The 22,183-nt window shown below is 29.5% G+C and carries 16 protein-coding genes, 5 tRNA genes and 4 pseudogenes; 10 read left to right on the forward strand and 15 right to left on the reverse strand.

Going from position 1 to position 22,183, the window contains the following annotated elements; genetic code table 11:
- Positions 1-1,951 precede the first annotated feature (1,951 nt).
- The 3 genes and pseudogenes from OCHUTO_RS03570 (at position 1,952) to ychF (ending at position 4,235) form a co-directional block, all read left to right on the forward strand.
- Positions 1,952-2,566: a 50S ribosomal protein L25/general stress protein Ctc gene (locus OCHUTO_RS03570; protein ID WP_045797447.1), complete on the forward strand. Its 615-nt coding sequence runs from the start codon at positions 1,952-1,954 to the stop codon at positions 2,564-2,566.
- Between the two features lie 3 nt (positions 2,567-2,569).
- Entirely contained in the window at positions 2,570-3,130 is a 561-nt protein-coding gene (gene pth, locus OCHUTO_RS03575; RefSeq protein ID WP_045797448.1) for an aminoacyl-tRNA hydrolase, read from the forward strand.
- 8 nt (positions 3,131-3,138) lie between these two features.
- Positions 3,139-4,235, forward strand: a pseudogene (gene ychF / locus OCHUTO_RS03580) (redox-regulated ATPase YchF).
- 115 nt (positions 4,236-4,350) lie between these two features.
- Here ychF and OCHUTO_RS03585 read toward each other — a convergent pair.
- Positions 4,351-4,590 (reverse strand): helix-turn-helix domain-containing protein, encoded by a 240-nt coding sequence (locus OCHUTO_RS03585; protein WP_045797449.1) that lies wholly within the window; start codon positions 4,588-4,590, stop codon positions 4,351-4,353.
- A gap of 167 nt (positions 4,591-4,757) precedes the next feature.
- On the opposite strand from OCHUTO_RS03585, the gene OCHUTO_RS03590 reads away from it, so the two are divergent.
- Positions 4,758-6,380, forward strand: coding sequence for an autotransporter outer membrane beta-barrel domain-containing protein (locus OCHUTO_RS03590; RefSeq protein WP_045797450.1), 1,623 nt, complete (start codon positions 4,758-4,760; stop codon positions 6,378-6,380).
- Between the two features lie 325 nt (positions 6,381-6,705).
- Here the strand turns inward: OCHUTO_RS03590 and OCHUTO_RS03595 are convergent.
- The 4 genes and pseudogenes from OCHUTO_RS03595 to OCHUTO_RS03605 all read right to left on the reverse strand — a co-directional run bounded on the left by OCHUTO_RS03595 (position 6,706) and on the right by OCHUTO_RS03605 (position 8,317).
- Positions 6,706-6,780, reverse strand: a tRNA-Ala gene (locus tag OCHUTO_RS03595).
- 359 nt (positions 6,781-7,139) lie between these two features.
- Positions 7,140-7,382: pseudogene (locus tag OCHUTO_RS07125) on the reverse strand (PRANC domain-containing protein); the annotation flags it as partial.
- A 24-nt stretch (positions 7,383-7,406) separates the two neighbouring features.
- Positions 7,407-7,862, reverse strand: coding sequence for an ankyrin repeat domain-containing protein (locus OCHUTO_RS03600; RefSeq protein WP_084215390.1), 456 nt, complete (start codon positions 7,860-7,862; stop codon positions 7,407-7,409).
- Entirely contained in the window at positions 7,856-8,317 is a 462-nt protein-coding gene (locus OCHUTO_RS03605; protein WP_045797452.1) for an ankyrin repeat domain-containing protein, read from the reverse strand. The genes OCHUTO_RS03600 and OCHUTO_RS03605 overlap by 7 nt, the downstream gene beginning before the upstream one ends.
- A 1,279-nt stretch (positions 8,318-9,596) precedes the next feature.
- On the opposite strand from OCHUTO_RS03605, the gene OCHUTO_RS03610 reads away from it, so the two are divergent.
- The gene (locus OCHUTO_RS03610; RefSeq protein WP_045797453.1) at positions 9,597-10,331 is read left to right on the forward strand and encodes a hypothetical protein; all 735 of its coding nucleotides are present in this window, start codon (positions 9,597-9,599) and stop codon (positions 10,329-10,331) included.
- Positions 10,332-10,440: 109 nt separating this feature from the next.
- Positions 10,441-10,526 (forward strand) — tRNA-Leu (locus tag OCHUTO_RS03615).
- Positions 10,527-10,821: 295 nt separating this feature from the next.
- Here OCHUTO_RS03615 and OCHUTO_RS06045 read toward each other — a convergent pair.
- The 4 genes and pseudogenes from OCHUTO_RS06045 to ftsA form a co-directional block, all read right to left on the reverse strand.
- Complete coding sequence (locus OCHUTO_RS06045) at positions 10,822-11,466, reverse strand: glycosyltransferase family 2 protein (protein WP_198139661.1); 645 nt, start codon at positions 11,464-11,466, stop codon at positions 10,822-10,824.
- An 11-nt stretch (positions 11,467-11,477) separates the two neighbouring features.
- The gene (locus tag OCHUTO_RS06565; RefSeq protein WP_232296984.1) at positions 11,478-12,575 is read right to left on the reverse strand and encodes a glycosyltransferase; all 1,098 of its coding nucleotides are present in this window, start codon (positions 12,573-12,575) and stop codon (positions 11,478-11,480) included.
- A complete protein-coding gene (locus OCHUTO_RS03625; RefSeq protein ID WP_045797454.1) occupies positions 12,560-13,609 on the reverse strand; it encodes a hypothetical protein in 1,050 nt (349 codons plus the stop codon). The genes OCHUTO_RS06565 and OCHUTO_RS03625 overlap by 16 nt, the downstream gene beginning before the upstream one ends.
- A gap of 193 nt (positions 13,610-13,802) precedes the next feature.
- Positions 13,803-15,082 (reverse strand): annotated as a pseudogene (gene ftsA / locus OCHUTO_RS03630) (cell division protein FtsA).
- Between the two features lie 174 nt (positions 15,083-15,256).
- Between ftsA and OCHUTO_RS03635 the strand changes: the two are divergent.
- Positions 15,257-15,347: transfer RNA gene (locus OCHUTO_RS03635), tRNA-Ser, on the forward strand.
- 1,165 nt (positions 15,348-16,512) lie between these two features.
- On the opposite strand, the pseudogene OCHUTO_RS05425 reads toward OCHUTO_RS03635, so the two are convergent.
- The 6 genes and pseudogenes from OCHUTO_RS05425 to rlmB form a co-directional block, all read right to left on the reverse strand.
- Positions 16,513-16,635, reverse strand: a pseudogene (locus OCHUTO_RS05425) (TraU family protein); the annotation flags it as partial.
- Between the two features lie 345 nt (positions 16,636-16,980).
- Complete coding sequence (fabF, locus tag OCHUTO_RS03640) at positions 16,981-18,252, reverse strand: beta-ketoacyl-ACP synthase II (RefSeq protein ID WP_045797455.1); 1,272 nt, start codon at positions 18,250-18,252, stop codon at positions 16,981-16,983.
- A gap of 71 nt (positions 18,253-18,323) precedes the next feature.
- Positions 18,324-18,707 carry an acyl carrier protein gene (locus OCHUTO_RS04905; protein ID WP_052694647.1) on the reverse strand — a complete coding sequence of 128 codons (384 nt, stop codon included), beginning with the start codon at positions 18,705-18,707 and terminating at the stop codon, positions 18,324-18,326.
- 125 nt (positions 18,708-18,832) lie between these two features.
- On the reverse strand, positions 18,833-19,558 hold the full coding sequence (gene fabG / locus OCHUTO_RS03650; RefSeq protein WP_045797456.1) for a 3-oxoacyl-ACP reductase FabG: 726 nt from the start codon (positions 19,556-19,558) through the stop codon (positions 18,833-18,835).
- A gap of 2 nt (positions 19,559-19,560) precedes the next feature.
- Complete coding sequence (gene recA, locus OCHUTO_RS03655) at positions 19,561-20,616, reverse strand: recombinase RecA (RefSeq protein WP_045797457.1); 1,056 nt, start codon at positions 20,614-20,616, stop codon at positions 19,561-19,563.
- An 80-nt stretch (positions 20,617-20,696) separates the two neighbouring features.
- Complete coding sequence (rlmB, locus tag OCHUTO_RS03660; protein WP_232296986.1) at positions 20,697-21,446, reverse strand: 23S rRNA (guanosine(2251)-2'-O)-methyltransferase RlmB; 750 nt, start codon at positions 21,444-21,446, stop codon at positions 20,697-20,699.
- A gap of 175 nt (positions 21,447-21,621) precedes the next feature.
- On the opposite strand from rlmB, the gene OCHUTO_RS03665 reads away from it, so the two are divergent.
- From OCHUTO_RS03665 to OCHUTO_RS03675, 3 genes are all read left to right on the forward strand, one after another.
- Positions 21,622-21,707 (forward strand) — tRNA-Tyr (locus OCHUTO_RS03665).
- 19 nt (positions 21,708-21,726) lie between these two features.
- Positions 21,727-21,800: transfer RNA gene (locus OCHUTO_RS03670), tRNA-Gly, on the forward strand.
- A gap of 107 nt (positions 21,801-21,907) precedes the next feature.
- Positions 21,908-22,183: GTP-binding protein (locus OCHUTO_RS03675; RefSeq protein ID WP_045797459.1), on the forward strand; the 276-nt coding region annotated here is incomplete at its 3' end.

Genomic DNA, 22,183 nt, shown 5'->3' on the forward strand with positions numbered 1-22,183 from the left:
TCATCATCCTTAAATTAAATATCATTATATGAGCTATTTATAATTATATGAATCTAATCTTAATATTCTTTGAATAGTATTGTCATCTTATTAAAGTTACTATGTTATTATATAGCGAAACTAGTATAAAACAGTTAGTAATAATAAGATGCAATGAAATTAGTATAACATATTAGATAGATTTTAGAAAAAAGGCTATAAGGGAAAGAGAGAAAATGAGCTTTGAATGAGTATCAAAACGTTTTGGAGAAAAGTATTTGTATGGAGTAAGATTGCCGTTAGAGAATAGAAACAGAGCTCCAACAAAAATTTCTATTGATAAAGAGTGTCACAATATAGTGACGCATACCAATATGAAAGAGCTGAGTGGCTAGGAGTAAATAAATCTGGTATACAAAAAGCATTAAAGAGGTTGAACGTATAAAAAAAACTTTACAACACCTGAAGGCAAAAGAAGAAGAGAGATTAGAATTTCAAGATAAGATAAAAAGGTATAAAGGAAAGGTTATTGTCTATGAGAGCGGTTTTGTTTATAGTGCTCCTAGAACTCACAGATATGAAGGCATGAGATGTTATGGAATTTATGATTGACATCCGTCAAAAAGAGTTATAGGCACATAATAAATCGCTGCTAACCGTATCAATTTTGACTGTAATATTATTTAACGGTTGGGTAAAACATGATTTAATATCGAAATTACCTAATAATTCTGTAGTTGTGATGGACAATGCAAGTTTTCATAAAAGCCCGTATTAAAAAACTATGCTAGAAAAAGCAGGGCATAGAGTAATTTACCCCCTTTTCTCCTGATTTAAATCCTATTGAAAAAAATGGTTTCAAGCTAAATCTAGAAGAATGAAATATCATTGTGACGTAGACACCCTGTTCGAAAAGTATATAACATAACTGTTTTATAGTGGTTTAGCTATATAATGAAAGATTAAAAAAATTTATCCAAATGAGAATTTCAAAAAAAGATATAGCAGCCCTATATTGTGTTTTATAGATTATTTTTTATTAAAAGTAGTAATCACAATGAATTAATAGTATTTATCTAAATACTAAGAAAGCCTATTAAAATACTTGAAATAAACTATTCAGAGATTCTAAATTATTAGACATTAGTCTATTGTAAAAGCTTTAAATATACGAGCCATTTACAATTATATAAGCCTAATCTTAATATAGCTTTTTATTGCACTAAAAGCCAGAATATAAACTATGTAAAGCTACTGGCATTTAGACTCTATATCCATTACTGTCTATCCTTTCCAAATGAGCTTCTGAAAATATACAATGTTTGGTAATGTTACAGACCTTAGCAGCAAAACTAGTAAAGATTAGTTTTGAGATTAAAAATTACATTTATCAATTAATGAATAAGTTGAAATCTAAGGCCTTAAACTAATTAAAGGAAATATAGATAATATGGCTCATATTTCTACATAAAAAGTATATTAATGGTTTGTCATTTGATGATAAAGGCTATTAAAATAAGAATTTTTTTTTTTCTGATCCCTATAATATTAAAGATTAAATTTGGTAACTAGTATTAAGAAAAATCTGAAGAGTAACCTCTTGTCTTTAGTTGAAAAAATTTGCTATGTAAACGTTCAATTATTGAAACTGTATTCAGTGTATTAAATGGTTCTTTTGATATCTAACCAAGACACTGCTTAATATGAAATACTTTTGTTTCATAGTATTATCTTTCTTAGTTACTTATTTACTTAAGCATATTAAACCTTCTATTAATTCAAAATAGTACTGTTCATTTAGAGAGGATAATCTACTCTATTGAGTATGTATTGTTAAATATAAAGCTCTACTCTTCAATTAATTTCTTCCGGATATATTACAATGTCTGATGGTAATAATTTAGAATTATTACTTGAATTTATTAAGTTTTAACCATATTATTACATGGAAAAACTCTGGAGAAATTTAATAATGAGTGAAATACTTACACTAGTAGGGCAGTTGCGTCAGGACGTTGGTACTGCTGCAGCGCGCGCTTTACGCCGTCAAGGTAAGGTTCCAGGAGTAATATATAAAAATGGGATTACTCCAATTCATATTTTTACTTTAGAAAAAGAAGTCGCAAAATTATATCGAAGGCCTTTTTTTAGCTCAACAGTAATACAGTTTCAGGCTGATAATCAAACATTTAAAGTATTGCCTAAGGCAGTGCAGCTGCATCCCGTAACTGAATTAATAAATCATATTGATTTTATATTAGTTGGAACCTCTATCCAAAAAGTTAAAGTTCCAATTTCATTTGAGGGAAGAGAAAGATCATTAGGAATTAAGCGAGGCGGTTATTTAAATATTGTTAAAAGGTATGTCGATTTATTATGTCCAATAGATAAAATCCCTCAATGTATCAAGTGTGATATTGCTAATGTTTTAGTTGGAGCTTCTATTAAGATATCACAAATAAAATTACCTGAAGGGTGTACTTTGGCAAAGAGTAATGCGGATTATGTAGTAGCTTCTATTATTGGAAAATCTGGCAAACAAGAAAAAGATGATGAAGATGCTGTAAAAAGTGGTACTGATAAATAAGTAGTGTTAATAGTAGGACTTGGTAATCCTGGCAGGGAGTATGCAAATTCAAGGCATAATGCTGGTTATATTATTTTAGATCAAATTGCTTTTCATAATAATTTTATTTTTAATAAGAGTACCAAGTATAGGTCTGAAATTATTAAAATATCGCTTTTAGGGCAAAAAATTATTCTTATAAAGCCATTAACTTATATGAATCTTTCTGGGATAGCAGTTTTATTAGTAAAGGATTTTTATAAATTACAAAATCACGACATAATTGTTATTCATGATGATATTGACTTACCTTTAGGTTCTGTAAAGCTAAAGGTAGGTGGTAGTAGCGGAGGACATAATGGATTAAAATCTATCAGCAATGCAATTGGAGAAAGTTATTTAAGAATTAAGATCGGTATTGGTAGACCTATTTCAGATCATCTATCAGTTGCAGGCTATGTATTGTCTGATTTCCCAGCTACAGAATTAACAATATTATATCCTATAGCTAAAAAAATTGCTAAAAATTTTGAACTATTAGTGCAAAAGCAACTAAGTAAATTTATGCTAAAGATAAAAAATTAATTATAAAAATGGAACTAAAATATGGAATAGTTGGACTACCGAATGTAGGAAAATCCACGTTGTTTAATGCTTTAACTGCTACTCAGTCTGCAGTTGTTGGAAATTATCCTTTCTGTACAATTGAACCTAACGTTGGTATTGCTGCTGTACCTGATGATAGGCTACAAAATTTAGCTAATATAGCTGGCTCGCAAAGTATAATTCCCACCTATGTTAAGTTTGTGGATATTGCTGGTCTTGTAAAAGGTGCTAGCTCTGGAGAAGGATTGGGTAATAAATTTTTATCTCATATTAGAGAAGCAGATGCAATTATCCATGTTTTAAGATGTTTTGATGTTTCAGATATTGCTCATGTATATAGCAGCATTGATCCAGTTCGTGATGCTGAAATTATTGAACTTGACTTATTTTAGCAGACATTGCATCTATAGAAAAGAGATTGCCCGCTTTAGAAAAAAAATCTAGAGGTGGGGATTTGCAATCTAAAGAAGAAATAGAACTGTTATATCAGGCTCAACAAATTTTGCGTAATGGGCAACCAGTAAGAAAGCTATTATCATATTGTGATAATAAGCAAAAGTTTGATCGCCTACATTTGCTTACTACTAAGCCAATAATATATGTTTGTAATGTTCTAGAACATGAGGTTATATCTGGTAATGCTTGGTATCAAAATGTACAAGATAATATGTCGAATCAATCAGATGTTATTATTATTTCAGCTAGCATTGAATCAGAAATTGCTGCTTTAAACAACTTAGAGGAAAAAAAAGATTATCTCAATATCTGGGGGTTAAAAGAAACCGGATTAAATAGAATTATTAGATCTTGTTACAAATTATTTGATTTGAATAGTTATTTTACTGTTGGTCCTAAGGAAGCACGTGCATGGACAATTGTTAAAGGTACATTAGCTCCTCAAGCAGCTGGAGTAATTCATACTGATTTTGAAAGAGGATTTATTAAGGCTGAGGTTATATCTTATGAAGATTATATAAAATATAGCGGTGAATTAAAAGCTAAAGAGCATGGGCGATTGAGAATTGAAGGTAAAGATTATATAGTACAAGATGGTGACATTATTCACTTTAGATTTAATGTTTAAATTGTAAATTTAACTCAAAATGCTTAAATAAAATAAATAAAGTTAATTTAAAAAATTAACTTTATTTGCCTATTACTAATATTAATGGTAAACATATATTAATATAATTTTAAACTTAAATATCAGCACCGTCGTAGAAAAAATCTACATTTTTGTTTAAAGCTTTAGCGATTAGTAGTAACCTTCCTATAGAAATACGGTTAATTCCTTTTTCATATTTATGCAACTGCTGATGTGTAACACCGATAGAAGCAGCTAAATGGTTGCGTGATATTTTTTGTTCCAACCTTACAGTATATATTTTATTTCCAATAAAATGATTTGCTTTATCTATATATTCATGATGCTTAGCCATGATTTTAATTCCACTAGATAGTTAACTTAAATTTATTTTATTATAACATGACTTAATATTGATTACAATAGTAATTTAGCTTTTAAATTAATTTTGATTAACATATTGTATAGATTGAGTTAAAATATGGTATAAATTACGGGTTAAAATAATTAACTATATATATTATGACAAAAAAGTATATTCCTTCTCTGATTAATGCAGTGTTATTTTTTTTTATAATAGTATTAACAATAAGTATTGTTCAAGGTATTATTCCAGAGTTAGAAAAGCTGCAAGTAGATGGAGATGAAAGGCTGCAAATAGAGGATATTTCTGAAGATAAAAGTCTGCAAGTAAATGATATTTCTGAAGATAAAAGTCTGCAAGTAAATGATATTTCTGAAGATAAAAGTCTGCAAGTAAATGATATTTCTGAAGATACTGGTATATTAGATGCTGCTGGTAATCTAAATTTGGATGTACATGATGTTAGAGAAATAAGAGCTAGCTTACAGGAAGATATAAAAAAAGTTTATAATTTAATGCTTATACTGGAGCAAAAAACTGCTGCTTCCAAAAATTTAATAAATAAACCTAATATAAACTCCCAGACTCAACATATAGAGTGGCTAATGTCAGAAATAACAGCAAAAAATGAAGATAATGAGCGTTTATGGCAAAAAAGCCATCAATTACAAATGAGATTAAGGCAATTGGAGGCAGAACTAGAAGAAGTTCTAGTAGCTGATGCTGTTTTGCGAGCAGAAGATAATCACTTACGCCAACAAAATAACCAACTAAGGATACAATTGCAACAACTGCAGGCAAAGCTACAGTATGTACTAGGACAGCAGGAAAAACAACATAGTACAGTACAAGGAAAATATGCAAAAACAACGACTTTGCTGCCGAAAAATTTAAAGCAGCCTGTTCCACTGCTTAACACTATGCTTAATGCTATAATATGTGCTTTAAAAAATAAGTTATCTAATAGTATAACAACAGAAGAAAAGTATGGTATTATAAGTTCAGGTTCAAATATTGGTAAAAACTGGAATATTTGGGTTGAGCCATCTTTTTTTTGTGCGAATCAACAACAATACAAACAAATTCAAGAATATAGTGCTGTTATAAATGGTATATTTATCGGAGCTAATAAACAGTTAAATGATAGAATTATTATTGGCATTATTGGAGCATATTTAAATCTTAATGCACAGTATGATAGTAGAATATTAAAAAAAACAAAAGGTACAATATACTCATTATCTTTAGGTAGTAGATATTATTTTAAAAAAAATTTATTTGTACAAGGAATAATAGGGTTTGCCAATTACATTGGTAAAAATAAATATCAGTATGTGTATACACCTTCTGCTGGTATGAATAATACAAGTTACTATGGTAATCTCATAGTAGGTTATCACCTTATAAGTCAGCCAAAATTAGATTTGGTGCCATTTATTGGTATTGGCTCCACTTATTTTGGAACATCAAATTGTAAACTATCTAACAATATAATTATAGAGAATAGTTGCAATAAGACTTTAGAAGGTATAGTTGGTGCTACTATAAAATATCCGATTATTCATAATAACAATAATATAAAGGTAGAAACCGAGTTTTATGGGTTTGTTGATTATAATATGTTAGATAATTGTGGTTGTATATATAACACTTATTATCAGCTAGGGACCAGATTAGATATAGAATATAACTTGATTAAGTTTGGTATTTCATATAACGCTTACTTAACGAAAAAATATATTGCTCATGCCGGAATGATATCTATAGGAACTAATTTTTAGCCTTAATTAATATTTCAGTTTTATAGATTAAGAATTTGAAATTAATATAAAAGGGTTTATGCATATTAAGGCAATGCGCAACCAAAGAAGATAAATGGATGAAAAAAACATTCCATATAGCGCGGTATAATTGTGCATATTCGAGCCTACCATATTTCAATATTTGACTAAATAAGCAATAGAGAAGTTATAGTAAAAGTTATTTTAAGGCTTTATAGGCTGTATAAAACTGTCTGAGTCTATATCTAGCTAACAATAGTTGATATATGAAACTACAATTTAGATTAATACTTATTGCCAATACGATGCTGCTTATATAGCAACATGGTGGAGATGAAGGGAATTGAACCCCCGACTTTCTGCGTGCAAAGCAGATGCTCTACCACTGAGCTACATCCCCATAAAATTTTATTTAATAAGAAGGTAGTTTCTTAATAAAGAATACATGAATTCCATTATATTGATTCATAATTTATTAGTCAATGTATTAAAAGGTTTCTTTTTATCTCAAACATACAAGATACCGTTCAATATGGAATGCTTTCGTTCATATATTGCTTCTTGTTGCGCATTGCCTTAATTCTGCTATAAACCTTATATTAATTTTAAATTCCCTAATTCAACACTGAGGTTTTTATATCAAAGATCACTTTTTTCACTTATTCTTAAAATTACAACTGCTATCTAAATGCTCATGCTTCTTTTACTCTTCAAAGTGGCTTTCTTATCTTGTTGAGTTTTTAATAAATCTTCATTACTTCAATGCTTTACTATCTTCTGCTTCAGTTCAATTGGTATACCACCCCAAGTTGCATGTTGTGGCTTAGAATGATCATCATTTTTTTCCTCACATGCGGCATCAATTGACTCAATTGCTCCACATAACAGCTGGTATCTAGTTATTCCTTGCTCTATAATATGCTCTTTAACATGACCTCCATATATAGGAAATTTTTCTATAGCACAGTTATAAATGCCTTGAACTGCAGGATCTTGTATATATTTTGCTAATTGATTAGCATCTTCTTAGATAAGAAAAGCACTAAACATATTTTTATTTGAGCCAACTTTAATATTTTTCAGTTCTTCTATTTCTTTCTCGCTTACCTGTCTGTGTGTCATTAAGATGTCCGACTGTTGTATAAGGGCTCTATTTTTTATACAGCCCTCTAGATCACTTGCTTTATTACCTGCATGTTCTGACTTAACGATATGATGAACTAATAGTTTAAGCAAGTCTGCTTGTTCATTTGTGCTCCGGTTACGATCCATAGCTACATTCAGAGGCGTATCTCCAGTTTTATTCACTATACTAGCATCAGCTCCTCGTTCCAATAACATCTTAGCTAGAGAGTCGCTATTACTGTGCGCTCCTGCGGCTAAGTTTAAAGTAGTGTTGCCAGTAACATCTTGTAAATTAACATTAGCATTATGTTTTAATAATGCTTTAGTTAGTTCAGGCTGATCGCACTGCGTTATAATATGGTGTAAAGCTGTTCTCGACCATCCTTATCTGCTAGATCAATATTAGCTCCGCATTGTAATAATTCTTCGATAATACTTTCCACCACTTTTTCTTCTGGCTCCCGGAAAGTAGATCTTATAGAGGCTAAGTGTAAAGGAGTACGACCAATGCTATTTTGCAAATTAACAGCACTACTACTAGTACTGGATCCAAGGAATTGCATTATAGTTGAATGATCTTTGCTATCGGTAGCCAGATGTAGTGGAGTATCTCCGTCTTTATTTTGTGATGCAACATTAGCATTATAAGATAATAGAACATCAATAATTTTTGCTCGTTTAAATTTAACTGCTAGATGTAATGGACTGTTGCCTTCATATAATGATACCTTAACTGCGGTGCGGTCTTTCTCTAAAATATTTTGTACAGCTTCTACATTATCGTCTACAATAGCTTCATGTAACTTATGCATGATTTACCTTCAGAATTATTTAATTTACTAGAATTGCTTTTTATAGATTTTAATGTTAGCGCCATCGTAGTTAAGCATACTGAACATATTAACTATTCAGGTTCAATGAGCGCGTTCAACTTCAAATTGAGATAGATATTACACTAATTAATTAAACACTGCAATTATTTTTATAACATTAGTTTTAGATTAAGAAATTTAGAATTAACAGAAGGTTTAGTAGTATTAAGGCAATAAGCAACAAAAGAAAGATAATATATAATGAAAGCATTTCATAATCTAGCTACCAACTTTAGTCCTCAATTATGAAGATTAGAAAACAATTTTAAATAGCTTTTTCCTCCAAATATCAGTAAATAATATTATCTATGTTTATCAAAGTATCTATTAAATTATTTTTTGGTAAAATACATACTTTTATCAGATATTTTCATACTTTCAATAACTACACTTATATAATTTCTGATTAAATTAAGGCTAGCATAAATACATGTTAGCTTTATTATTACTTAATCTCTAAAGCTATTATTTTAAGTCTTTATTTCTTAATTTGTGGTATAATATGCCATATTTTTTCACCAAAACTTATATTTTTTTCCTCTCTCGTCGCAATACATTAGTGTTACTTTTCTATTGATTCTCATTTGATGCATAATTGAACATAGTTTCAAAAAACTCTAAGAAATCTATTTGCTAAAACGTAGTTTTGGAATTTTCGATGTGGTATTACTTGTGATTTTTTTATCTGATAGCAACACTTAAACACAGCTACAGTTAAGTAAACATAGTTAATAGCGGATTTTACGAAGTTTATAAGTAAAAAAATTAATTTTTAATTCTTTTTGCAATTTGCAATTTTTAGCAAAAAGAATTCTGAGCTAATATCAAACGTTGTATAGTGATTAATATCATGTAAATCTTGACCTAATTTTTTTGTTAAAGTTATTTATACTTAAGGTTTGATTAAATGTAATTGATATTAATTAAAGTTGATTGACAAGTAAAAATTTACTGAAGTTAGTTATAGAGCATTTATTATGTAAAGTAGAATAAATAATCATTCTATTATAGTGGTTAAAATAAGTACAGAGCTTTCATACTTACTAAGATGGTTTCCAATTTTAAGTATATCACAAAATACATATAATATGTGTAATATTTTTGTCTGCTTTATATACATTGTATGTTGACATTAACATCTGTATAATATATATTAACTGAATATAAATAATTATTTGTATTTAATTAATATAAATTCATAAATAAATCAAGGTATATTATGTTTAAATTAGCCCGTAAATTATTTTCAAGAGAAACGCATAATTGCGTATCTAAAGCTGCTTACGCTTTTCAAGATGCTAAGCTACTAGCTCATGGCGTGATAAATGATTATAACAACCTTAAAAATGCTATGCATGATGCTAGCAAAACTGATAATACTGAAAACCATGATACTTGCTCAGTGTCTAATTTTGCAAAATCAGTATCTCAGTTTGCAGTGCCTATAGGCATACAGTATGTAACAGCAAATCCGAATATTGCTGCTGCGGGAGGAATATTATTCAACTTATATAACAAAGATGAAGGCAAAGCATTAGGACAAGCTTTCTCAGATGGTGTTAACTGTGCATATGGTGGTATTAAGCTTAGCGCAGCAATAACAAAATTAGGACTTTTTGGATGTAAAGCTGCTGTTAATGCAGCTATTGATTATGTATATGAACAAGAGCCATTAGATGCAGAAATTAATAAATGGAAAAATTGTGTTGAAAATTTTACAATGCATAAAGTAGAAGATGATAATTCCAGTTTAAATAGCTTTGTAAGTATAGAAAGAAAGGAAAATGCAAACGAAACTATAGCTGAAAATGATTTTTCAATGCTGATAGATGCTGCAGAGATAGTTAATTATAACTCTTTAGAAAGAGATGCTTCTTCAATTTTGCTTGATACTAATAATAATGTTCATCTCGCAGGAGAAGATTCTATTTATTGTACTGCGCTGCAGGCATAGTATAATAAATAGGTTTAGAGAAAAAGATTACTAATTGCAAAAATATCTTGCTTTTTAGTAAATATCTGGCTATCATCTTCTTAGTATTTATAACTATATTAGATGTTTAGCCCGTGTGATGGAATGGTAGACATAACGGACTTAAAATCCGTGGGACAGTAGTCCTTGCCGGTTCAAGTCCGGCCATGGGTACCACAAGCTTAGTCTATACAAAAAAGTTAAGCATATAAGTTTAATAAGGCGATGCTACATTAACTGGGTTAGCCTCTATAAATGTATTTCAAATTTTAACTAAGCTATTAAGCTTTATTCAGAAAAAGTATATAATTCTACATTGGGTTTAACATATCTTATCTTTCCAAGGTTGAAGCAGTTAAAAGCAATAATAAATATAATGAAAGCACACATTATTATATTTAATGCTAGTAATAAATACTTAAATACCTGCTTAAAAAGTGTGTTAGTTTTCATACTTAATATTATATAATTTTTAATTTAACGTTATATTTTTAATGCGGCTAACTCCATGTTTAGTCTTATTCCATTTAAAAGGCTTAACACATAGCTCAAAAATAGCTTTATAACTAGCTATTACATGTAATATTGAATACAACGGCCAAATTATAAAACACACTATGTCCTGCAATTTAAGATTACTCCAATGCTCATTAATTTTACACAATGCTATCCAAGACATTACATGCATATAAGCTAATGAAAAAAGCATATTATACCACAATATTGTTCCTAATATGGATTCACTATCAATTATACCACTAATAAACCATAGCGGAATAAACAAAAACATAAAAGGTGAAAACAATATAAAAATACAGATACAAATATTTGGCCACAATCCTAGGTTGCTTCTTATGTTCTTATTATAACTCATAAAAACATAAGAAGTCTGAATGAATCCCTTAATCCACCTAGATCTTTGATGTAGCCATCCTTTGCAATCAATCACAGCTTCACCATAAGTATAAGAGTCAATAACTGCTGTTTTAAATCCAGCAATATAAATTCTTAATCCTAAATCAGCATCCTCAGTAACGTTGTAAGCATCCCAGTAACCTAAAGATTTTAGCATCTTTACTTGACAATGATTACTAGTTCCACCTAAAGTTATTGGCAATCCTAAACATGTTAAGCCATATAAAAAAAATCAAACCACAAACAGTATTCTATACTCATTAATTTGGTTAACAAATTCTCATTTTTATTATAAAAATTAATTTTAGCTTGTATACATTGATAATTAGGTGGCAAGTTCTGAAAATGATATATTGTTTTTAACAACTGATCAGGTTCTGGAACATCTTCAGCATCATATACAGTTACATATTCTCCAACAATATAATTCATTGCATAATTTAGTGCTTTAGGCTTAGTTTGTGGAAATGAAAAAGGTACTTTAACGACATGAAAATAGTGAGCTAAGCTCATTGTAGATAGTTCAAGCATAGTGTATATATCATCTTCTTCAAGAATAATTTTTACTTCAAGTCTATTTTTAGGATAATTAAGTAACTCTATTGCTTTAATAATATCTTTAAGTTTTTCTACTTCATGATATAAAGGAACTAAAATGCTGTAAAAAGGAAGAATTTCTACACTATAATATAAGCTAGTTAAATAAAGCTGATATCTTAACATGGCTATCTTGAATAAAAATATCTTTAGAAGACCATGCGTAAAGTATAATAAGTGCATTACAAATAAAAATCCTTCTCTGGAGAGTTGATGAAAACATCCTAAAATTAGGATAAATTTTCCAGTAAATAAAACATAGTTAATATTTTTAGCGTTGACATTATTATTACGCAAATCAAGTAGATATTTAGATTTTGCTATATTTAATCTTTTAAAAGAATAATCTATAAGAGCAAAAAAATCTTCCCTACCAATTAGCTTAACAGAGTATATTGAAAAATATTTGGCAATTAATTTTATTTTTGAAGGAGTATAATTGTTCAATACTATTATCCTATTTTTATTAATGTCAGTACACAATAAGTATCGTTTGTGGCAATACTCACTTTGTTTGATGTAATCAAGTACATTATATTTTATAAGCTGTGCAGAACTAATAATTTCAATCTTGCATTTTTTCTGAATTATATTTAATAAATCGCTTTCGGTAGCTATTCCTTTGACTAATAAAAATTCCAAGCTATCTGTATTATCAGACTGAATATTGCAAATAAAATTATCAATTGATATAGAATCTAATTTTTTATCCATAAACCTGCTACTAATCCTTTTCCATTAAGGCCTTTATAACCTCTATAGCGTTCTATAAATATGCCAAACTGAAATAACAATTCTAATTCATATTTTTTGTTACTGTATATTGATTGGGCAATAGATGCTTGGTCACGAATTATAGTATCTTGATTGTTGTTTTGATAAATATAATAATTTCTTTGAACCATAATTTTAAAACCATTTTTAAATTCTGCGATACAGCTAGTGTTCCATCTTATGATATAATCATTTAATGACTGATTACCAAATTCTGTTGCTCCACCAAGTTCAACTATATGTATTAATTTTATTGAGTGTAGACGATAAATATAAGCTGCTAGTAAGTGAAGTTCATTGAATTGTTGTTTAGCTTCTAACTTTGTATCAAATTTAAAAGCAAACACAGGCTGAATTGCTATAAGAATTTTGTTACTTTTATATAGTTGCAATTTAGCTAGCAATTTAAAATCGATAATCTTACCAGCCTTGACACTAACAAAACCTGGCATCTGCTGACAATAAAAATTCAATCCTAAAGCTAAATTAGACAGAATACCACATTCTATATTAATAGCTATTGTGCTAGTAGGATAGTATTTAGTATTATCATCTGCTAGATTCTTTACCTTAAACTTTAGTTTATAAATTAACTGTCTAATATCTATTTCATCTTGAATATTACTATTCTGTAGCCCTAGAATAATATTAATAGTATTTTTTAAATCTTGTTTTAGTAATCGTTTTGACTCTTCGCTCATATTCATAGGATCAACTAATGCAGCTTCTAGATTAGTTAAACTAATTTTTAAGTTATCAATTGCATTAAATGCTAACTGTGAAGTTGGACTGCTATCAGCTCTTTTAGCCATTATTTTTTTTGCTTGTTTTACTCCTTCATCTCCCAAGGGGCTATACATGCCATCTTCAAGCAACATCAATATTTCCCATTGTTGTAGTAGTTTAACGTCAGCTCGTTGAGCTTGTATTTTTTCATTAAGATTAGCAATAATTTTATAATGTATAGATTGCACTTTGCTTAAAGATGATGAAATATCCTTATGAAGAGCTCGATTGTATTCTAATACTTCATTATTGTGTAATAATTGTTGTTCATATAGCGCTTTACAAGACTCATTAAGCCTAGGATCTGTAGGACTATAAGTAATAAAAATATTATATTTTCCAATTTCAGGTATCCACGGGTTAGCACCAACTACTTGAATATTAAAAAATGTTATAAATAGAAAAAAATAAACTATGCCACACCCTTATATTCTCCCTTAACCATAGTATCGCTTGTTTAAACCACCCCTGTTTTAATTTATCTGAATCATTAGAAAATTTATACTGCTTATTAGCATAGTATTGAATAACCCCTATTACAGCTGAATAAGAGCTGGGATTACAATTTTCTGCTAATCCAGGCAATAAATGAGGAATTCCAATTCTGGCGTATTTATCGAAAATCTTACTAGCTAATTCTTTAAACCCTCGCAAAACTGCTCCACCACCAGTTAATACTATACAACGAGAGATTAAATAGTCAACTCCTATTTTATCATATTCCATTTTTACTAACTCTAATATCTCTTCAGCCCTTGGTTGGATAATTTTTGATAACTGAGAAATGGTAATACTAGACTTAGTATCACTGTAATTAGTTTCATGATCAAGATCTTCAAAATTAACAACACTATCTTTAGTGATCATGCTAGTCATGGCATAGCCATATAATACTTTTAACTTTTCAGATACTTTCATGTTTAATGATAGTACTTTTGCAATATCAGAAGTAATATGCCAACTTCCAATAGCTAAGTTTCCGCTATACAATAGCTTACCATCAAAAAATACTCCAAATGAAGTAGTTTGAGCTCCAACATCAATTATTATTGCACCTAAATTTTTTTCATCTTCAGTTAAACAAGCTAAAGCAGAAGCATAAATTGATAAAACAACTTCTTGTACTTCTATCTGACATTTTGCAAGACAGTTAATAAGGTTTAATAGCACATTAGAATTAGCACTTATAAAGTGTAATCTGCACCCTAACTCTTTACCATACATTCCGATTGGATCTTGAACAGAATGGTTATCATCAAGAAAAAATTCAATAGGAAAATAGTGTATTACTTCTTGGTTCTGTATTTTAAAATTATATAGCGCTTTAGATAGAAGTTTAATAATATCCTGCTTAGTTACATATTGTGACGCAATTTTAATTTTGCTATGAGTATAGTAAGATTTTGTTCCAGCATTTGATAAAGAAATAGTAACACGTTGATAGTTTTACCAAGATCTTTTTCTAAATTATATACTGCGCTAACAAGGCTGTTTTCAACTTTTTTAAAATCAGTAATAATGCCAGATTTAATTCCTGTCGAATAGTAAAAGCCTTGGCTTACTATATTAATTAAGCTGTTATTTTCAATATAAGAAGCTATAACTGCAATTTTACTACTACCTATGTCTACTGATATAAGATTACTGAGTTTAGTTCCCATAATATTCTGTAAAATTTTTTAACATTAAACTATTACTGATGCTAATCAATAAAATCAATATTACAACTTGCTAGCTACACGATATTTAAACCTGAAGCTAAGCGCAAGTAATATTATACAATATTTATATAGTTTTCCTTGCCTTATTTTTAATTATCTGATATATCAAAGCTTGGATAGATGTCCGAGCGGTTTAAGGAACCGGTCTTGAAAACCGGCGCTACAAGAAATTGTACCGTGGGTTCGAATCCCACTCTATCCGCCATATACTCCTAGTATTTTTTTATTCTTTTTTGCATCAATATAATTTTAAGCTATATAATTCCCTACATTAAGCTTAAATGATCTAGAATATACAATACAGCTCTAAGAAAAATTACCAAAGAAACTATTGTATAAGTCAGTTATAATTTTCATATATTACATACAATCTTATATAAAACCTCAATTTTATATCATAATTCTAGAATTAATTTTTTTTTGTATACCATAGTAAAGAAGGCTATATAAGCAAAATCTCTTATTATATCATCTGCTTTCTCTTTTAATATTTTTAGAAATAAAGCCTTTTTCTTATATTGTTATATATCTATTACTTGATTTTTCTTGGTGCCTTTTTATTTATTAATTGGATTTTTTTCTAGTAATATCTACTATTTTATATCCTTATTTAGTATAGCACTGAAGCTTTGGAGATACCTGCGGGCTACTATATAGTGCTTATCCATTAAAGATTCTGAATATATTCTTGTATAATATCCCAGAGATCTTTTAGCTAAACACTTCTATAATCTTAATGCTATCACCTTCTAAAGTTTAAGTATTTAAGATTTTATTAATTTTAAAACTGTAAGCTCAAGTTTTTTTTATTAAAAATTGGCACTTAATTTTTAAAAAATATTACTGCTATATTTTTACTTTAAGAGTTATAGATTACTTAGCACATTTTGTACTAAAAAATATAGACTTCAAAAGAAGTATAAAAAAGTTAATTTTTCTTAACTTATAAACTTCATCAAATCTGCTATTAGCATGTATGTTGATTTATTTAGTTAATATTCAACCATTAACTGTAACTATATAAGAATTATTTGTCAATATTGCTAACAGTCTTAAAAGATCACAAGTAATATTACGTCGCAAGTTTTAAACTAAAAATTGATTTTTAACTTAATTGCTGAAATTTAGAATAGCACCATTAAATAGTATATAGTATAGCTTAATTTCGTCAGGTTGAGGAAGGATTGCATAAAGTAAATAATAAGCAAGCGATTATCAACTTAGAAGCAGGTAAAAGGTCTACAGAGTGGGAATGATCAGCTATGGACTTATGTTTAGGAAATGAAATGCATAGTGGATAGTATATATTTTTGATTTATTAACCCATATAATCATCTGTACAGTCCTGATAAGCGCTGCTATACTTTGAAATAATAAGGATTAAACTCGGTTAAATAGGCTATATCGACTGAAGCCATCTCTAAGCAAACAAAATCAAGCAGAATTTCTAGCCAATAAATTACCGGGTAGACATACTAATGAATGTGGAAAAAAGGCACTTTCATCAGAATTATCTTTTACATAGCAGCTATTAGTTGTTATAGCTATTAATACTATAAGTAGTGCTGTGCCTTTACTAACTTTACGATGATGTTTAAAATATCTTTTTCTTGGAACTAAATATGCAGTTTCTCCACTATAGTTAACTATTTTCTGTATTTCTCCACTTACAAGCGTTTATTGAATATTTGATCAGATTTGTGTGCTGTAACTTCCAACTTTTCATGCTTAAACCTTTTTTAAGTTGAATAGAAGAATGCATAACTTCTTAGGTTTTTAATTCGAGATTAAAATTTCAAGCTAGTAGATTATTTTTTATAATTTTTTGTTTAATAACTTTAGATGAATTTTGTTAGTGCTATACTAACATTAGTACTACCAAAACCAAAAGAGTTGCTAAGTGCATAATTTATTTTGCATTCTTGAGGTATATTTGGTACTAGGTTAATATCTTTAGCCTCTTCTATAGGATTATCAAGGTTTAGTGTTGCTGGTATAACTTGATTTTTCAATGTTAGGGCTGTAAATATGACTTCAACACTACCGCTTGCTCCAAGCAAGTGGCCTGTAGAAGATTTAGTTGATGAGATAGCAGTTTTATAATTTTCTTTTAAAATTAGATTTTTAATGGCATTTAATTCTATTAAGTCTCCTTTTTTAGTTGAAGTAGCATGAGCATTGACATAATTAATATCTTTGATGTTAATTTTAGAATTTTTTATTGCTTTTAACATGGCTGCTTTAGCACCAATTCCATCTGGGTGAGGGCAAGTAATATGATATGCATCACTACTTAATCCGTAACCACTTAATTCAGCATATATTTTTGCTCCACGTTTTTTGGCGTGTTTTAATTCTTCTATAACTACTATTCCTGCTCCTTCAGACATAACAAAACCATCTCGATTTCGATCCCAAGGCCGGCTAGCTGCTTTTGGGTTATCATTATATCTTGTACTTAAAGCTTTAATTGCATTAAATCCAGTTATAGCAATATCTGAAATTATTGCTTCTGATCCTCCTGCAATCATTACATTAGCTTCATTACATTTTATCATACGAGCTGCATCGATAATAGCATGGGCTCCTGTAGCACAGGAAGATGTTACTGATTGATTTGGGCCTCGAAATCCATACATTACAGAAATATGTCCTGATATTAAGTTTGATAGGCTTGAGGTAATAAAATAAGTACTTATTTTATTACCAGTATATAGACTAATAGCATTATCTGCTATTGTTTGAATTCCTCCCATACCAGTTCCAATAATCACTCCTATATTTTCTTTAATTTCTTCATTTATATTAAGATCAATTCCGCTGTCTTCTATAGCTTCCTGGGCAGCAATAATGCCATACTGAATAAAAAGATCATGCTTTTTGTTTGTAAAATCTACTAGTAACTCATCTCCTCTAGGACTATAAATTGTTAGCTTATCATCATATAGGACTAACCCAGCAATTTTACATTTTAAATTAGAAGTGTCAAATCTATGAATTTGTGTGATACCACTTTCACATTTTATAAGATTTTGCCATGAGACCTTAGCATTAGTACCCAAAGGAGTTATCATACCTATTCCAGTAATGACTACTCTTCTATCATTCATTTGTTATTTTGCTTAAGTGGTATTAGTTAAGTGATTTTATAAAATTTTTGAATATTAAAAAAATCTAATTTTTATTTTTCCATGCTTTTTTTATATGGAAGTATATATTCTACAATATCTTGTATGGTTCTTAATTTGGAAGCTGCTTCATCTGGTATAGAATGCCTGAATTTATCTTCAATAACTAACATAACTTCAGTTTGATCAAGGCTATCAAGTCCTAGGCTTGAAAGATTAGTGCTATTAGAAATAGTTGATTTATCCTTTATTCTGCCTATAGTAGCTACTATGTCAATGATTTCTTGTTGTATTTCAGCTTTTAAGATATCATCCTGCCTTAAATTATTAGTAGTTGATTCTTTTTTTAAAGCTACTGTATCATTTTTATTCATTGAATAATCATCTTGTATAGATGATACTGTATGCAGTAACTTATTAGTGTCATTTTTGCTCATATAAATAATGCCTAAAATTTAATTAAAGAATAAACTATCACATTACTAAATGTGAGATTTAATTTTAGTAAAAGTAGCATCTTTTTACCATAATTTGTAAATTAATGCTACTAAAAATTCTAAATTTAGACCATAACCATGCCTCCATTTACATGTAAAGTTTGCCCAGAAATATATGCAGCTTGACTACTAGCTAAGAAGGCTGCTGCATTTGCGACATCTATTGGATTTCCAAATCTATTTATTGGAATTTTAGATAATATATCCGTTTTTTGTTGTTCACTAAGTGTATTTGTCATGTTGGATATAATGAATCCTGGAGCTATAACGTTAATAGTTATACCTCGATTTGCTACTTCCAATGCTAATGCTTTACTCATTCCGATGATGCCAGCCTTTGATGCGCAATAATTTGCTTGGCCTGAATTTCCACTAATTGCTACAACAGAAGATATGTTTACTATTCTGCCGTAGTGTTCTTTAACCATTTTTTTTATTGCTGCTTTGTTTAAGACAAAGGTTGATGTTAGATTGACAGAAATTACTGTTTCAAATTTTGAAATATCCATTTTTATTGCTAATTGATCGCAAGTAATACCAACACAGCATATTAACACATCAAGTTTTGGTATTTCTTTAATCATGCTGTTGCAGTCTTGATAATCTAAGACATTACATTTTCTTATAGTACATCTTTCATTTAATTCTGATTTTAGTTCAGTTAATTTTTCATCTTTGGTACCAGAAATTATTACTGTTGCTCCTAATTGATGAAATAATTTACTGCATGCTCTACCTATGCTACCAGATGCACCTGTAATAAGTATATTTTGGTTAGTAAAATTTAACATTATTAATTTTTTTCTGCTATATCTAAATCAGTTTTAGGTTCATTTTCATTAATAGTAACTGTTTGTATGATACCAGATTTTTGTCTGATTTGTTGTTCAAGTTCTAGAGCTATATTAGGGTTCTCTCTAAGATATTGTTTGGCATTTTCTCGACCTTGGCCAATTTTATTCTCTTTGTATGAAAACCATGCACCTGCTTTTTCAATAATACCTAATTTAACTCCTAAATCTATTATTTCGCCATCTTTTGAAACTCCTAATCCATATATGATATCAAACTCAACAACTTTAAAAGGTGGAGCAAGTTTATTTTTTACAATTTTAACTTTTGTTTGATAGCCGATAACTTCTTCTTTATCTTTGATAGGGCTAATTTTTCTGATTTCTATTCTAATGGATGCATAAAATTTTAATGCGTTTCCTCCAGTTGTAGTTTCTGGACTGCCAAACATAATGCCAATTTTCATTCTAATTTGATTGATAAAAATAATTGTGCAATTAGTTTTTGATGCTGATGCAACTAATTTTCGTAATGCTTGACTCATTAATCTAGCTTGTAATCCTATATTGCTGTCGCCTATTTCGCCCTCTAGTTCTGCTTTAGGTACTAAAGCGGCAACACTATCTACAACTATTAATTTAATTGCTCTTGATCTAACTAGTGTATCAGCAATTTCTAGAGCTTGCTCACCAGTATCAGGTTGGGCTATAAGCAGCTTATTAGTATTAACTTTTAGTTTTTCTGCATAGTCTGGATCTAATGCATGCTCAGTGTCAATATAAACACAATCATCTCCCTTTTTTTGGCATTCTGCTACAGCATGAAGAGCTAACGTTGTTTTTCCGGATGATTCTGGACCAAAGATTTCAATAATTCTGCCTGCAGGATATCCTCCTATTCCTGAAGCAATATCTATACACAGCGATCCACTAGAGATAACATGTACTTTATCGACAGGTCTTTGATTACCTCTCATAATTGAGCCTTTGCCATGAGTTTTATTAATTAGATTAAGTACATCATCTAATATGTGTTCTTTATGCATGATATTTGCCATAATTATTTCCTGATTATTAAAACTTAATTCGAATTATACTAGCATTTCGGTAAATAACTAAATAATATTATTGCTTGTAATTATATATTTTGCATAAAAAATTTAAAGCTTTCATAAAAAATTATTGTTGCTGCTCCTGCAACATTTAAGCTTTCAGTCTTAGGGGATATTGGAATTTTAATTAGGAAATCACATTGTTGACGTGTTAATTTTCTTAACCCTTTATTTTCAGAGCCTAAAACAAATGCTATTTTTGGATGGAAGGATTGTTCTATAAGTTCACTGGTAGCGCTAACATCTAATCCAATAATCCAAAATCCATTCTCTTTTAGGTAGTTAATAGTGCTATGTAAGTTTTTTACCTTGACTAAATTTATATTCTCTAATGTACCAACTGCTATTTTAGCTACAGTACTATTCTCCTCTATAGAATTTTTTTCAGGTAAAATAATAGTTGATATGTCGAATGCAACTGCTGATCTGATTATTGAACCTAAATTATGAGGGTCTAACAATTGGTCTAAAATTGCAATTTTATATTTTTCTTTAGTTAAATTTATATGTTTGATACCACTGATTGTTAATGGTATGGTATTAACAGCTATTCCTTGATGAACAGTTTTATTTCCTAGCAGCTGGTACAAAAATTTAGCTGTAACTATCTTATAATTATGCTTTTGAATTGATTTTGATAAAGACGAAAAGCATGCTTCAGTGCAATAAACATTTTGTATTATTCTGAGAGGGTTATTTAACGCTGCTAATGATGCATGTATACCAAATATATAGTATGATTTTTTATTAGCCATAACTTGTGACTTATTAAACAAAATAATTGTTTTATAATAATTTATGATTATTAAATAATATTTCTTGACAGAATCAAGCAATTGTTATAGAAACTACTAAATCATGTTTTTAGCTAAATGACTTTAGATTTTTTAGTCTTTGTTATCTATTAGGTTTTTCATTGGGGTACAATAGCTAAAAATTAAGGTATTTTTAGGAGGGATGGTCGAGAGGTTAATGGCAGCAGACTGTAAATCTGCCCGCGCGAGCGTACGTAGGTTCGAATCCTACTCCCTCCACCATGGTTATGCTTGAAGAGTTGCGGATGTAGCTCAATGGTAGAGCTCCAGCCTTCCAAGCTGGTGGCGTGGGTTCGATTCCCATCATCCGCTCCAAAAGGCTTATTGTTGGTTTGAAATTTAGTTAATTAATTTTGTAAATTAATTTTGTATATTAAACATAATATACTTTATTATGTAAAAAAAGGATTTATATAAAAGTTATGGCAGAAGCATATTGTAGGGATAAGCCACATTGTAATATAGGGACAATAGGGCATGTTGATCATGGTAAAACATCGCTATCAGCAGCGATAAGCATGGTAGCATCAGAACTTAGTAATGGGGCTATAAAAGTAAAAGGATATGGTGAGATTGATTCAGCTCCAGAAGAGAAAGCTAGGGGGATTACAATACAAACAGCACATGTAGAGTTTATAAGTAAGAAAAGGCATTATGCTCTTGTAGATTGTCCTGGGCATGTGGATTACATTAAAAAT

Origin of the sequence: Orientia chuto str. Dubai, assembly GCF_000964595.1 — a bacterium.
In the GTDB taxonomy this organism is placed as follows: domain Bacteria; phylum Pseudomonadota; class Alphaproteobacteria; order Rickettsiales; family Rickettsiaceae; genus Orientia; species Orientia mediorientalis.